This window comes from Levilactobacillus namurensis (assembly GCF_032197885.1).
Lineage (GTDB): Bacteria > Bacillota > Bacilli > Lactobacillales > Lactobacillaceae > Levilactobacillus > Levilactobacillus namurensis_A.
Map to the genome: position 1 here is coordinate 1,269,760 of NZ_CP134159.1, position 13,706 is coordinate 1,283,465.

Genomic DNA, 13,706 nt, shown 5'->3' on the forward strand with positions numbered 1-13,706 from the left:
TCCCATTTGGTGATGGGCTAGTAAGCTAGTCCAGACCGTTGTTATAGATTAAGGTCTTGGTGGTAGTTGAGGGGCCCTAAGTCAGTGGCTTGGGTGATCAACTTCGCCGCGAGTTCTTGGTACTGTCGAAGCCCTAAGGCCGCGGCTTGATTGGAACGCTTAGTGACGTAATCGTTTAGTTCCGTTCCGGATAGCGTTTGCGCAAACCGGTCGGTCTCCCGAACCAGGTGTGCGAGGTCCACCCGCAACTGGTCGCGCACGTCGCTGGTGATGGGCCAAGCTTCGTGGTAGTGGGCGTCGGTCAAGACACTGACCAGCTTATACGTCCAGTAAGCGGAGTCTCGGTCATAGGTGGCCGCGCCCTGATGGTAGGCTTCGGGCGTGCTGGTGATACCGGCGTAAAACGGCACATAGACACTTTGCGCGGCAACCCCCATGGCTAACCAGAGAATCCCCGATACGGCGGGGTCGCGGTCGGAACGGAGTTGTATCACGTGTGATTCTTGTGTCTTAGCCAGACTGACTGGTCGGAAACGTTTCTTATCGGCAAGCGGACCATCGCCGACGGGATCATAGGGGGTTCCTTGGTAGTGACTGCTGAGGTAGTCCTGTGCGTCGTTAACGTCCAATTGCCGGTCCGCGTATTGAATAAAGGGAAGATCGAATGATTGCGGTTGTGCGGTGACGTGGGGCGTGAAACAACGTTGACCGTACCAGACCCGGGGGGTGTTATAGTACAGGTCGGATTGGTCCTGAGTCCCAAAAATGTCGCGCCAGCTAAAGCGGTCGGTGTGGGGATTCAAGTGGTTATCCGTAACGAAGGCCTTCAGGTTAGGGGCGAACAAGAAGTTCGCGGGGTCGTTGAAATCGATGGTTTGAATCGCCATCTGGTTTGCGACCACGGCATAAGCGTTGTCGGGGATCCGTTGGGCGACCCAGTAGTGTCCGGCACCCGTTTCCAGGTACCAGGCTTCGTGCTGGTCCGCAAACAGGATACCGTTAGACTCAGACGTCCCGTAGACTTCAACGATCTTTCCTAGTCGTTGGACCCCTTCTCTGGCAGTGTGGATGTAGGGGAGAACCACGGTCACCATGGCTTCCTCGCCAATCCCGTCTTTGACCAAAGGATCGGCCCCTAAGACCCGTTTGTTAGAGTAGGTGCTTTCAGTGGCGCTCATCGCGACACCGTATTCATTGATCCCGGCTTCTTCGAATAGCCCGTACTTCGTGGTCCATTCCGGCGTTGCCGTGTACTTCGCAGCCGTTAAAGGCAGGGGCATGGTGAACCCGTTATCGGGACTGACGTAACTTTGCGGGGTGGTTGCCGTTTTGGCAGCGTGCACCACGAAGTGCTTCGGCCAAGCGGCCTTGGCGTCTTCGTTACGTCCAATCATGACGGATCCGTCGATACTGGCTTTAGCGCCAATGAGGATACTGGTACAAGCAGAGTAATTCATGAGAAGGCTCCTTTCATTTTTTTGTATAAAATTACACATTATTATTTTACCATCTTTCCCAAGAACCCAACGGAAATCGCGGGAGTTCTAATCAAGAAATTTATAATTCTCATCTAAAATATTATTTATGCAAAGTATAGCGGTTACATGTATACCACTAAAAATGAGAAAATATCCGGCGTTCCCCTTAAAAAGCGGTGTTTCGTGCTAGTCAGCGCTCGGGGGATGTGGTTAAATAATGACAAATACTGTTTTTGAGAAGGGTGGAATATGAGAATGGCATTAGAAAAAGACCAGATGGGTCGGCAGATTTTAGTGCTGATAGGGTCCGCTGTCATCAGCGCCATTGCCCTAAACGAGTTTTTGATTCCTGGTAAGATCTTTAGTGCGGGGATTAACGGAATCTCGCAGATTTTAGCGATGTTATTACAGATGGTCGGCTTACACGTTAATACGGGGTGGTTTATCCTGTTATTCAACGTGCCGATTGGTCTATTAGGTTGGTTCAAGGTGGGCCGGGGCTTTACGTTCTACTCAATCTTAGTGGCGATTTTCACCTCAATTCTGACCATCGTGATTCCGGTCGAATTCGTGGCACACAATACCCTATTAGCCGCCCTGTTTGGTGGTATCTTGACGGGGATCGGTGTCGCGTATCCCTTAAAGTACGGCTTCTCGACTGGGGGGATGGATATCGTTGCCGTGGTTCTCGAGAAGACCACGGGGCGAACGATTGGGACGCTAATGCTGATGATCAACCTGGGAATCGTCCTGATTGCGGGGGGCCTATTTGGTTGGGAAAGTGCCCTGTACACGATTATTTCCATCTACGCGATGTCCCGGGTCGTCGATAGTATTCACACGCGCCACCAAAAATTGACGGCGTTTATCGTCACCCAACAGCAGGATGCGGTGATCGAAGCACTCAGTTCAACGTTGATTCGGGGCATCACGATTATGCCCGCGGTGGGGGCTTATCGCCGGCAAGATAGCGCCGTCCTGATGGTGGTCATCTCACGGTACGAGTTATATGCACTCGAGCATGCCGTGAAGGAAACGGATCCCCACGCCTTCGTCAACCTGGTGAACACGATCGATATCGAAGGGAACTTCTACAACGAGACGGAACAGTTAAAGATTCGCCAGACCGAGCGGCCTCAACAATAGTGGGGGAATGATTGCTCTTAAGACGGCTTATCGGTATAATAGAAGCTACTTTACATGGAAGGGAACGAGATAAATGCCAATTGTCAACATTGATTTAATTGCAGGTCGCTCACAAGCTCAATTAAAGGCCTTAGTCGAAGACGTTACGACTGCGGTTACCAAGAACACGGGGGCGCCAGCGGAACACGTGCACGTCATCTTACGGGAGATGCAACCCAACCGTTACGGTGTCGCTGGTGTTTTGAAGAGCGACGAAAAGTAAGTCGCCACTGAAAAACTGAAGAAAAAATTATGAACCGCCACCAACGCTGATATAATCAACTTGGTAGCGGTTTTATTGACACTTGATATTGGCGTTACGGGGACTTTTCGGTATACTAGAGACAATTGTGAAACCCCGACGACGATTCGCCGGTGTTAATGAACGTAACGAATGGAGATTCTGATGATGGATGATCAACAATACATGATGGCAATTGACGAAGGGACGACCAGTACCCGGGCAATCTTATTTGATCGCCACGGTCAAATCGCGGGACAAGCGCAACGGGAATTTCACCAATACTTTCCTCAACCCGGCTGGGTCGAACATGATGCAAACGAAATTTGGAATGCGGTGCAATCCGTGATTTCAGACGCTTTAATCGACTCCGAGATTCAACCCTACAAGGTACGGGGAATCGGTATCACCAATCAACGGGAAACCACGATCGTGTGGGATAAGCGGACGGGAGAACCCATCTACCACGCCATTGTTTGGCAATCGAAGCAGACCAGCGCCATCGCTGACCAGCTCAAGGCGGATGGTCGCACGGAAGCCATTCACCGGAAGACGGGGTTGGTTATTGACTCCTACTTCTCCGCGACTAAGATCAAGTGGATTTTAGATCACGTTGGGGGCGCCCGGGAGCGGGCTGAACGGGGCGAGCTTCTCTTTGGAACGATCGATACCTGGATTCTCTGGAAGCTAACGGGGGGCCGGGTCCATGCGACCGACTACACCAATGCCAGCCGGACCATGCTGTTCAACATTCAGACGTTGGACTGGGACGAAGAAATCCTCGATTGGTTGGGGATCCCGTCCGTGATGCTCCCCGAGGTCCGCTCTTCATCTGAAATCTATGGCTACACGGCGGGGTACACGTTCTCCGGGGTCCAGGTGCCCATTTCCGGAATTGCCGGGGACCAGCAGGCGGCACTTTTCGGTCAAACGGCCTTTGATCGTGGGATGGTTAAAAACACCTACGGGACCGGGGCGTTCATCATGATGAACACGGGGAATCAGCCGACGTTATCGAATAACGGATTGTTGACCACGATTGCTTACGGTCTGAATGGTGAGATCAACTACGCGCTAGAAGGGTCGATCTTCGTGGCGGGTTCTGCGGTGCAATGGCTGCGTGACGGGATGCGGTTCTTTGAACATGCCAGCGAATCCGAGAAGATGGCCGTGGATGCGGAAACCACGGGTGGCGTCTACGTCGTGCCGGCCTTTACGGGGCTGGGAGCGCCGTACTGGAATCAAGAGACCCGGGGGGCCGTCTTCGGGCTGACCCGAGGCACGACACGGGAACAATTCGTACGGGCCACGGTCGAAGCGATTGCGTACCAGACACGAGATGTGGTGGACACCATGACCAAGGAGACTAGCCTGCCGATTCAATCGCTTAGTGTTGACGGTGGGGCGGCCAACAACGACTTCTTGATGCAGTTCCAGGCGGATATTCTGAATACGCCGATCAAACGGGCGGCCATCAATGAAACCACGGCGTTGGGCGCGGCTTACCTGGCAGGCCTGGCAGTGGGCTTCTGGCCGGACTTGGACAGCATCCGCAAGATGCACAAACTGCGGGATGAGTTTACGCCGCAGATGGCGGAGAAGCGCCGGGACCGGTGCTACGCGGGATGGCAAGCGGCAATCACGGCCACGCAAGCCTTCCATCAAGTTGATTAAACTAGTGATTTGCAGAGCCTGGGACCAAACGCCCAGGCTTTTTTGATACGGTGCTGAACCGGGCCGACCAAAGGCAGTCAGCTCCGCTTACGACGTTAATACTCCCTGGCTAACCGTCTCTTAGCCCACTCTTTTTGCCGTAGTTTAGATTTCCTTTTTGGGGTGGCGACCGCTATAATTTAGATAGTTAATTAGAAGGAGGACAATATTTTATGAAAGCAGCTGTATTTGCTAAAGCAGGACAGATGGATGTTCAAGATATTGAGAAACCCACGATTCAACAGCCGGATGATGTGATTATCAAAGTCGTCCGGGCGTGTGTTTGTGGATCCGACCTATGGGCTTACCGGGGCCTGGATGATAAGGCCGCAAATTCGGAAAACTCCGGTCACGAGGCCATTGGAATCGTTGAGACCGTTGGCGAGACCATTACTACGGTCAAACCCGGTGATTTTGTGATTGCGCCGTTTACCCACGGTTGCGGGCACTGTGCCGCGTGCCTGGCTGGTTTCGATGGCGTTTGTCAGTCGCATACGGATAACTTTAGCGATGGCGACCAAGCCGAATACATTCGTTTCCAACACGGCCAGTGGGCGTTGGTCAAGATTCCCGGCCAGCCTAGCGACTATAGCGATGGCATGTTGAAGTCGTTGCTAACCTTAGCGGATGTCATGGCTACGGGGTACCATGCTGCCCGGGTCGCTAACGTCCATGCTGGTGATACGGTCGTGGTCTTGGGGGACGGTGCCGTGGGCTTATGTGCCATCATTGCCGCCAAGATGCTGGGCGCCAAGCGCATTATCTCCACTAGTCGCCATGCCGACCGGCAAGCCTTGGCCCAAGAGTTCGGGGCGACCGACAATGTGGCTGACCGGGGTGATGACGCGGTCAAGCAGATTATGACTCTGACCAACGGTGCCGGTGCGGATGCCGTCTTGGAATGTGTCGGGACGGAACTTTCAACGGAGACCGCGATGCAGGTTGGTCGTCCAGGTGCCGTGGTTGGTCGGGTTGGCTTACCGCACACGACCAAGATGGACGTGACGGCACCGTTCTACCGCAATACGATTCTGGCAGGGGGCCCAGCTTCCGTGACGACCTACGACAAGCAGTGCCTGTTAAAGGCCGTCTTGGATGGTCAGATCAATCCGGGGAAAGTCTTTACGCAGACCTTCCCGTTGGATCAGATCGATGCTGCCTATCAGGCCATGGTTGATCGCAAGGCCATCAAGTCCTTTGTTGTGGTCAGTGATTAAGCAAAGTTCATGAAAGTCCTTTAGGAAATGCCCTGGCGGGGAAATCCTAAAGGACTTTTTTGCAGTTTATCCCAATCCATAGTCCTACAAAAGATTGCAGGTGTGATATACTTAAACATGTACATGTAACCGATTACATAGATTAAGGAGTGATTTGATGCGTGGATGGCGATTTACGGATACCAACGTTCCGTTGAAATTGGTGGAACAACCGGACCCAGAACCAGCAGACGATGAAGTGGTGATCGCGGTGAAGGCCGCGGGGCTGTGCCACACGGACGTGGGGATTTTACATGACCCGAACTGGTTACCGCTGATCAAAGCACCAGTGATTTTAGGTCACGAATGTGCTGGTCAGATCATTAAGGTCGGAGCCAACGTCAAGGATTACCAGATTGGCGATCGGGTCGGGGTCTCACCGCAGAACCCGGAGACCGGCCAGACGATTGGCTGTATGCGTGACGGTGGCTATTCCGATATGGCCGCAGTACCAGCCAATCAATTAATGCCCTTGCCAGATGGCGTCAGTTACGTTCAGGGGGCTTCCGCGACCGATGCGGGGATGTCTTCTTACCACCCCTTATTCGTGACGGGGCAGGCTAAACCTGGCATGAAGGTCGGCATCATTGGCATCGGTGGCTTAGGCGAGTTTGCGGTTAACATGGCCGTGATTGCCGGGTGCAAGGTCTACGCGGTGGATACCAAAGCGTCCGCGCGGCAATGGGCCGAAAAGATTGGGGTTGAGGCCGCTTATGCGGACATCGCAGACCTTAAGGACCAAGACATTGACTTGATTATTGACTTTGCCGGCTTTGACACCACGACCAATGAAGCAGCGAAGGCGGTTAAGGCCGGCGGTACCGTGGTGGTTGTCGGGATGGGCATCCTCCACAGTACGATTGACACGGGGAACCTGATTACGCGTAACGTGACGTTAGTCGGTAATTCTGGAGGAACGCCGGAAGACATTGCCAACGTCTACAAGTACTTCCAGACGGGGAAGATGCACCCGGACCTCCCAACGACCACCTTCGATAAGATTCCAGAGGGCTTAGTTTCTCTAGAAAAAGGTGAGGTTGTAGGACGGTTGATTGCGTCTCGAGATTAATAGGATGTAAGAAAAAGAGTCTAACGCAGGTCCCTCGTGAGGGAGCGCGTTAGGCTCTTTGTGTTTATTCGGCTAATTCTAGGTAGTCTTGCAGGTAGTTGGCTAAGCCGTCGTGTTGGTTGTCTAACGGCGTCACGTCGTTGGCGATTCCCTTAATGGCGGGCGTCGCATTTTGCATCGCAACGCCCCAGCCAGCGTAATCAAGCATGGCAGAATCGTTGTGTTCGTCACCAAAGGCAATGATGTTTTGGCGTTTGACCTGGTAATGATCGGCTAGAACCTCGACTCCGGTGGCCTTTTGAACGCCTTTGGCCCCGAGCTCAACCACGGAATGGGGACCACCCCAAGGTGCAGCGTCAATCACGTCACCGAAGTTATGCCGTAGGTAGCTCAGCAGGTGTTCTTCGTGACTGTGGTCGACAGCGATTGTTAAACTGGTCGGGTCCTGGGCCAGACTCTTCTGGTTTAAGATCTGATTGGCTTGAAGAACGGACGGGAAGAAGTCCAGGGCAACGGGCCGTTCCTTTAGGGCGAGGAAGAGATTCTTTCCTTCTGCGGCCATCATGTTGATTCCCAGCTCCTGCCGGTGGGCCATCAGATCGAAAGCCACTTCCCGGTCGAAAGTGTATTGATATTCGCCTGACCAGTGGTGGTTGGGGATGTGTCCTAGACTCCCGTTGAAGTTGATCATGGGGCCGTCTAGGTGGAGTTGATCATAAATTCCGGTGGATAGCCGGTTAGGCCGTCCCGTAACGATACTAACCAGGTGTCCCGCCTGGCGTGCTGCGGTTAAGACCGCTTGGGTTTTGGGACTGATTTCAGAAGCGTTGTTCAAAGTCGTTCCGTCTAAATCAATGGCAATTAGTTTTCGTTCCATTAAGAACACCTCACATGTAAATAACTAAGTCCTCCCAATTTACCACAAAATGAAAATGAAAGCGAGGATTTCTCCCTAGTACTTAGTACGGGAAACGGGTATAATGAAAACCGATAAACTGGGTAAAATCAGTTATATGTACGATACAAACAACTAGTTGTAATAGACAAGATGGAGGAATAACGGTGAACTTACCTGATGACTTTGTGACGAAGTACCAGCGGTTACTGGGCGATGAAGCTCCGGCGTTCTTGGCGAGCTTGACGTCGACGGTGAATACGGCCGGTTATCGCGTCAATCCAGAACGAAAAGTGCCCGCAAACTTGACGACAGCCAAGCCGGTTCCATATGCTCAGTGGGGGTATTATGGGGCAGTGAAGGGACGAAGCTTGGCCCACCAAAGCGGTGCGGTCTATAGCCAAGAACCCAGTGCGATGTTCGTTGGCGCGACGGCAGCCCCGGCTAAGGGCGAACGGGTCTTAGACCTGTGTGCGGCTCCCGGTGGGAAGACCACCCACTTAGCCAGTTACCTTCAGGGGACGGGCTTGTTGGTCACCAACGAAATCAACCGCAAGCGGGTCCGGGTCCTAGCCGAGAACGTTGAACGGTTTGGGGTCGCTAACGCTGTCATCTTAAACGATTCGCCGGATACGTTCAGTCCCGTTTTTCCGGACTACTTTGACAAGGTGTTAGTCGATGCCCCGTGTTCGGGGGAAGGCATGTTCCGAAAAGATCCAGCGGCCATGGATTACTGGTCGCTAGCGTACGTCGAAGACTGTGCGACGCGGCAACGTGAGATTTTAACGGAGGCCGTTAAGATGGTCAAGCCCGGCGGACAATTGATCTACTCGACTTGTACTTTTGCGCCGGAAGAAGACGAACAGATGATGGCGTGGGTCTTGAAGACCTTCCCCGAGTTCCACTTGGTTCCCGTTGAGAAGTCGGGTGGCGTTGTTGATGCCCGGCCAGAGTGGGCCGATGGAAATCCGGAGTTGAAAAAAGCGGCGCGGTTGTTCCCCCACTTACTTCAGGGGGAAGGTCATTTTGTGGCCAAGTTGGAACGAACGTCCGCTGCGGAACCGCTCCGTCCGCGAGGGCAAGCCCAGCTGGGAACGGCCCTGAGTCGCGACCAGCGGCAACTTTGGCAAGACTTTGCCCAACAAGTCTTGGGAACGGAAGCGTTGCCCGCAGGTGAGTTAGTGACCGTGAAGGACCAATTATTCGCGGTCCCACAAGACTTACCGGCATTGAAACGGGCACACGTCTTCCGTCCGGGATTACATCTGGGGACGTTTAAGAAGAACCGGTTTGAACCCGCCTATGCGTTGGCCTTAGCGAGTGAGCCACAGCGGGTGAACCACACGCTAGCCATCGATTTGGATCAGTGGCAAAAGTGGGTTCACGGGGACACCATTGCGTTAGCGACCGCTCCGGCAAAGGGGTGGTACCTCCTAACGTGTCAGCAGCAGCCCGTCGGCTTCGGTAAGGTCGTGGGACAGACCGTCAAGAACTTCTTCCCTAAGGGGTTGCGGTTTACGGTCTATCCGGAAGATTTGATCTAATCTAGAGACAAGTAAAAAGTGTGTTGCCCTGAAACGGCTCTTGGCCGCGTTTTGGGCAACACACTTTTTTAAAATTTAAGTTAAGGGTAACTGACGCTGTTGCGCGTAGGCCAGGAGTTCTGGCGAATACAGGAGCGGTCGTTGCCGTAGGGTGGCCAAGTCTGGCGCGCCCAAGAGAGTCATGATGGTTCGCAATTCCGTCTGCCAGGCCTGTAACCGGTGAGTCGTGGTGGCTTCGTCGGTCTTCAGTAGGCTGTGGAGGACCTGACCGGCGGTGCCCACCACGTTGGCGCCTAAGGCCAATGCCTTAATCACGTCTAACGGGTGGCGTACGCCGCCGGTAGCGATTGTCTGGAGTTGGGGAACTGCCCGGGCTTCCAGTAAGGATTCCACGGTAGATTGCCCCCAACCATTGAGGTAGCTGAGTTCCTTTTCCGGTCGGCGGAAGTTTTCGATGTCGATGAAGTTCGTGCCACCACGGCCCCCCAAGTCAACGTAGTGCACGCCAACGTTTGCCAACTGGTGGAGCGTTTCACGTGCCATTCCAAAGCCCACTTCCTTGACGATGACGGGTACGTCTAAGAGGGCGACAGTCTCGCCAATAGCGTCTAACCAGTGAAAGTCGCGGTCGCCTTCGGGCATGACCAGTTCTTGCGCGACGTTAACGTGGACTTCCAAGGCGTTGGCGGCCAACATCTGGACCACGTGCTGGGCGTCTTGGGCGGTGTGCCCCGCACCGATGTTGGCGAAGACGATACCGTCGGGATTGTTTTCCCGCAGTACCGTGAAGGTGGGAATCGCTTGCGCATCCTTTAGGGCGATACTCTGAGAGCCGCTAGCCACCGCCATGCCCGTTTGGGCGGCGATCCGTCCTAGGGCTGCGTTGACCTTACCCGTCCGGGGACTCCCGCCGGTCATGGCTTCGATCATTAAGGGCGAGGGTAACGTTAGCGGGCCTAAGTGGGTCGCTAAACGAACATCGGCGACCGCCATTTCGGGCAGACTTTGGTGAATGAACCGTAGCTGGTCGAATTGGCTGGTCGCATGAGCGGTATAGAATTTTTCAGCGAGCGATAAGTGCTCGTCCTTACGATGCGCGTGACGTGATAAGGCCATGACGGACCATCTCCTTCAATCTGGGTAGGTTATTCGGTAACGTGGTGCACGTTTAACTTCAGGGGTTCGATCCCGCGTTGTTCCCAGTCGTGTAGGAGCTTAGCGAGGTCCTTAGCGGCATCGATGATTACAATCCCGCAGTCACCGCCCCCGGCACCGGAAGATTTAGCAGCGCCGCCTAAGGTCACAGCCGTGTCACACATGGTCTTCAAGAGCTTGGTCTCAATGGTCACATGACTGGAATGGGCCAGCTGGTTCAGTAATTGCCGGTTAAACGTAATCTCGCGTTGGATGGCTGCCAGATCTCCATTATGGAACGCCTGGATCATGCGGTGCAGGCAATCGCGACTTTCGTCTAAGAATTGGTGGTAGCTCTTACGACGGGTCGCTTTGAATAGGGCAATGCGGTCGACTAGATGAGAGGTCGAGGCCGGTGAACCGGTCCAGCCAATCAGAAGACGCAACGGAGCGGGCGGTGTCAACAGTTCAATCTCAAGTCCCGGCCAGTCGGTGTTAAGCAGGTCGATGAGCGTGAGTTCACGGCGAGCGGAGGCCAACCAGTCCCGGTCGAAAGCCCGATAAGCAATCCAACCGCCGTAGACGGATGCGGCAATGTCCCCCAAAGACCCGTTGCCCTGAACATCCAGGTGCGCGATGGCAGCCAACTTAAAGAGTTGGTCTTGGCTGAGGTGAATATCGTAGAACTGGCACAGGGCCTTAACGGTCGCCACGGTGACGGCGGCTGAAGAGCCCAGGCCGTACTTCTTGCCATCGGCACTGTCTAAATCACTGTTGACGTTGAGGTGATAGATGCCTAAGGGCTTACCCAGGGCCTGGGCGTACTGTTCTGTGAGGCGAATTGCCGACAGAATGTAGTGGAAGGGATTGTCCCGGTTATCGAAAACCAGTTCGGTTCCTTGACGTTCCCAGTAGAGGGAATTTTCTTGGTACTGTTTGGACGCAATACGCCCATAATCGTGACTTTCCTCGATTGTCACGGTTACAAACTGGTTAAGTGCGACAATGATTGCTGGGTAGCCGGGTTCGACCACGGCATACTCCCCAGCAATGTATAATTTTCCGGGTGCTTGAGCGGAAATCAAAGAATCAGGTCCCTTCTGCGACACGTGGTCGCTTTAGCATAAATGTAGAGTGTTTTATATTCGTTCGTTTCGTTTAATCCAGCCACTGAATGCCCGGTCCGGGATGGGCGACTAAGACGCGGTCGGTCCCGAATTGGTCAGACAGTCGTTGCGTAATGGCGGGAAGCTCGTCCGTTTCACAAAAAATCTTGACGTTGGGCCCCGCATCTAGGGTGTAGTAACAGGCGTGCCCCGCATCGCGCAGTTCCCGGACAGTTTGCATAGCAGCTAGGCTGTCGCCGTTGAAGTAACTGAACGGGGGATTGGCACTCAAAGTGAGCGCGTGCATCCGCATGGCGTTGGTTTCGAGAATCTCGCCCGTGGTTGGGAAATCGTGGGCCAGAATAGCCGGGCGAATCGCCGTTAAGTCCTGTTGAACCACTTCACGCCAAGTCGGGTAATATGGTGACGTTGTGACGCTGGCTTGCATGCCTTGACGGGAGCTGACCTTCTTTTGATGCGGGTCGAGCACTAGCGCCACCACGGCGATGGGCCAGTCGACGTCTTCCATTAACGGTTTGGCGTAAGAGGAGGCGTCATCATGGCCGGCATGCCATTCGACGAAGCCCCCGTAGACCGAACGCGTTGCCGACCCCGAACCGCGCCGGGCTAACCGGGATAGGTCGCGTGGTGTGAGCCGTAAGCCCGCAGCCCGACTGGCAGCCCCCGCTAGCGCCGCAAAGGCGGAAGCCGAGGAGGCCAAGCCCGCGGCCATGGGAACGTGGTTCGTGGAGGTTACGGTGGCGTAAGTCGTAGTCCCCGCAAGGTCCCGCACGATGTCGAGGACGTGGCGGACCTTGCGACTAGCTTGGTCGGTTAAGACCTGGCCGTTGACCACAACCACGTCATGGTCTAAGGCGGCGTCGAATTGAGCTTGCGTATCCGTATAAAACTGGTCCAGCGTTAACGATAAACTATCGGTTTGGGGAATGATCAGGTCAGTATCGGCCTTTCCCCAGTATTTGACTAACGCGATGTTGGTGTGGGCCCGAGCCGTTACTGCTGCCGTCATGCGGGTTCCTCCTCGTCTTGAAAGACTTCTGTCCAGGTTGCAGTTGCCCCGTGGGTGAGCAACGCGTGCTTGACCCGTTTCGCGCTGGCTTGGTCGGCACACAACGCAATCATGCAGCCGCCCATGCCACCGCCCGTAAGCTTCGCGCCTAAGGCCCCGGCTTCCCGGGCAACTGTGATCAGGTGGTCCAGTTCAGGAGAGCTGACCCCTAAGCCGCTTAACTGTTCTTGGGCAGTATTGAGGGCTTCCCCTAGGCGGGTGATCTGATTATCCGCCAGGCACTCCCGGGCGGTATAACTGAGTTGTCCGAGCGTGTTGATCTGTTGGTTGGTCACTTGCGGGAACGTGGTCTTACGCCGGGCAACGGAAGCCACCGCTTGCCCGGTCTGACCCTTTACGCCGCTATCGGCGATGACCAAGACGCCGTTTAGATGGAAGGATAACTGTTGTAGCGTTTGGTGAGGAATCAACCAGACGGGCACCGCGGAACTAGAGGTGGCGGCGTCGATGCCGCTAGGGTTTCCGTGGGTGATCTTCTCGCCGATGGCCACGGTATCCAAGAGAGTGCTCCGGGATAGGGGCCGGTCGAAGAATTGATACATGGCCCGGGTGATGGCCACGTCGACGGCTGCGGAAGACCCCATTCCCCGTTCAGCTGGCAGATCACTGGTGATGGTCATGTGAAAGGGGGTCTGGGTTCCGTCAAACCGTTCTAAAAGGGTCGTGATTAACGCCACGACCCCGGCAAGGTGGTGATTTAATTGGGCGATGGGACCGTCGAAGTATCGACTGGCAATCGTCTGTCCCGCCGTGGTGGCCGTCATCTGAACGGTCGTGGTTACGGAAGGGAGGGGGAGGGCAATGGCGGGTTGACCATAGACAACACTGTGGTCACCCAACAGAATGATTTTGGCATTGCTTTTCCCAATGACCGACTTCTTCAATTGCGCTCGCTCACTTTCTATTTCGATTTATTCTACTCAAATATCATACTCTACTCACCCTTATTGCGCTAGTTTTGCCAGCTAAAATCCCCGGAAGCGTAAAAAATTAAC

Annotated in this window: 12 protein-coding genes; 6 read left to right on the top strand and 6 right to left on the bottom strand. The window is 54.3% G+C overall.

The window, feature by feature from the left end; all coding sequences use genetic code 11:
- Window positions 1–41: 41 nt before the first annotated feature.
- Window positions 42–1,457 (bottom strand): C69 family dipeptidase, encoded by a 1,416-nt coding sequence (locus RIN67_RS06130; RefSeq protein ID WP_264998967.1) that lies wholly within the window; start codon window positions 1,455–1,457, stop codon window positions 42–44.
- Between the two features lie 270 nt (window positions 1,458–1,727).
- Here RIN67_RS06130 and RIN67_RS06135 point away from each other — a divergent pair, with 270 nt between their 5' ends.
- From RIN67_RS06135 to RIN67_RS06155, 5 genes are all read left to right on the top strand, one after another.
- The gene (locus tag RIN67_RS06135) at window positions 1,728–2,624 is read left to right on the top strand and encodes a YitT family protein (protein WP_390892219.1); all 897 of its coding nucleotides are present in this window, start codon (window positions 1,728–1,730) and stop codon (window positions 2,622–2,624) included.
- Between the two features lie 73 nt (window positions 2,625–2,697).
- The gene (locus RIN67_RS06140; protein WP_024746403.1) at window positions 2,698–2,886 is read left to right on the top strand and encodes a 2-hydroxymuconate tautomerase; all 189 of its coding nucleotides are present in this window, start codon (window positions 2,698–2,700) and stop codon (window positions 2,884–2,886) included.
- Window positions 2,887–3,072: 186 nt separating this feature from the next.
- Window positions 3,073–4,578: a glycerol kinase GlpK gene (glpK, locus tag RIN67_RS06145; protein ID WP_264998966.1), complete on the top strand. Its 1,506-nt coding sequence runs from the start codon at window positions 3,073–3,075 to the stop codon at window positions 4,576–4,578.
- A gap of 212 nt (window positions 4,579–4,790) precedes the next feature.
- On the top strand, window positions 4,791–5,834 hold the full coding sequence (locus RIN67_RS06150) for a zinc-binding dehydrogenase (protein ID WP_264998965.1): 1,044 nt from the start codon (window positions 4,791–4,793) through the stop codon (window positions 5,832–5,834).
- Between the two features lie 157 nt (window positions 5,835–5,991).
- Window positions 5,992–6,942: a zinc-binding dehydrogenase gene (locus RIN67_RS06155; protein WP_264998964.1), complete on the top strand. Its 951-nt coding sequence runs from the start codon at window positions 5,992–5,994 to the stop codon at window positions 6,940–6,942.
- A gap of 64 nt (window positions 6,943–7,006) precedes the next feature.
- On the opposite strand, the gene RIN67_RS06160 is transcribed toward RIN67_RS06155, so the two are convergent.
- Complete coding sequence (locus RIN67_RS06160) at window positions 7,007–7,819, bottom strand: Cof-type HAD-IIB family hydrolase (RefSeq protein ID WP_264998963.1); 813 nt, start codon at window positions 7,817–7,819, stop codon at window positions 7,007–7,009.
- A gap of 185 nt (window positions 7,820–8,004) precedes the next feature.
- Between RIN67_RS06160 and RIN67_RS06165 the strand changes: the two genes are divergently transcribed.
- Window positions 8,005–9,381: an RsmB/NOP family class I SAM-dependent RNA methyltransferase gene (locus tag RIN67_RS06165; RefSeq protein ID WP_264998962.1), complete on the top strand. Its 1,377-nt coding sequence runs from the start codon at window positions 8,005–8,007 to the stop codon at window positions 9,379–9,381.
- 75 nt (window positions 9,382–9,456) lie between these two features.
- On the opposite strand, the gene fni is transcribed toward RIN67_RS06165, so the two are convergent.
- From fni to mvk, 4 genes are all read right to left on the bottom strand, one after another.
- Entirely contained in the window at window positions 9,457–10,497 is a 1,041-nt protein-coding gene (gene fni / locus RIN67_RS06170) for a type 2 isopentenyl-diphosphate Delta-isomerase (protein WP_264998961.1), read from the bottom strand.
- Between the two features lie 29 nt (window positions 10,498–10,526).
- The gene (locus RIN67_RS06175; protein WP_264998960.1) at window positions 10,527–11,600 is read right to left on the bottom strand and encodes a phosphomevalonate kinase; all 1,074 of its coding nucleotides are present in this window, start codon (window positions 11,598–11,600) and stop codon (window positions 10,527–10,529) included.
- Window positions 11,601–11,673: 73 nt separating this feature from the next.
- Complete coding sequence (mvaD, locus tag RIN67_RS06180; protein ID WP_264998959.1) at window positions 11,674–12,651, bottom strand: diphosphomevalonate decarboxylase; 978 nt, start codon at window positions 12,649–12,651, stop codon at window positions 11,674–11,676.
- Window positions 12,648–13,595 (bottom strand): mevalonate kinase, encoded by a 948-nt coding sequence (gene mvk / locus RIN67_RS06185; protein WP_264998958.1) that lies wholly within the window; start codon window positions 13,593–13,595, stop codon window positions 12,648–12,650. Before mvk ends, mvaD begins: the two co-directional genes overlap by 4 nt.
- Window positions 13,596–13,706: the final 111 nt, after the last annotated feature.

What these genes read in the sequence shown, in the direction of transcription:
- RIN67_RS06130 (WP_264998967.1), bottom strand. Translation starts at nt 1,457, where the DNA reads ATGAATTACTCTGCTTGTACCAGTATCCTCATTGGCGCTAAAGCCAGT.
- RIN67_RS06135 (WP_390892219.1), top strand. Translation starts at nt 1,728, where the DNA reads ATGAGAATGGCATTAGAAAAAGACCAGATGGGTCGGCAGATTTTAGTG.
- RIN67_RS06140 (WP_024746403.1), top strand. Translation starts at nt 2,698, where the DNA reads ATGCCAATTGTCAACATTGATTTAATTGCAGGTCGCTCACAAGCTCAA.
- glpK (WP_264998966.1), top strand. Translation starts at nt 3,073, where the DNA reads ATGGATGATCAACAATACATGATGGCAATTGACGAAGGGACGACCAGT.
- RIN67_RS06150 (WP_264998965.1), top strand. Translation starts at nt 4,791, where the DNA reads ATGAAAGCAGCTGTATTTGCTAAAGCAGGACAGATGGATGTTCAAGAT.
- RIN67_RS06155 (WP_264998964.1), top strand. Translation starts at nt 5,992, where the DNA reads ATGCGTGGATGGCGATTTACGGATACCAACGTTCCGTTGAAATTGGTG.
- RIN67_RS06160 (WP_264998963.1), bottom strand. Translation starts at nt 7,819, where the DNA reads ATGGAACGAAAACTAATTGCCATTGATTTAGACGGAACGACTTTGAAC.
- fni (WP_264998961.1), bottom strand. Translation starts at nt 10,497, where the DNA reads ATGGCCTTATCACGTCACGCGCATCGTAAGGACGAGCACTTATCGCTC.
- mvaD (WP_264998959.1), bottom strand. Translation starts at nt 12,651, where the DNA reads ATGACGGCAGCAGTAACGGCTCGGGCCCACACCAACATCGCGTTAGTC.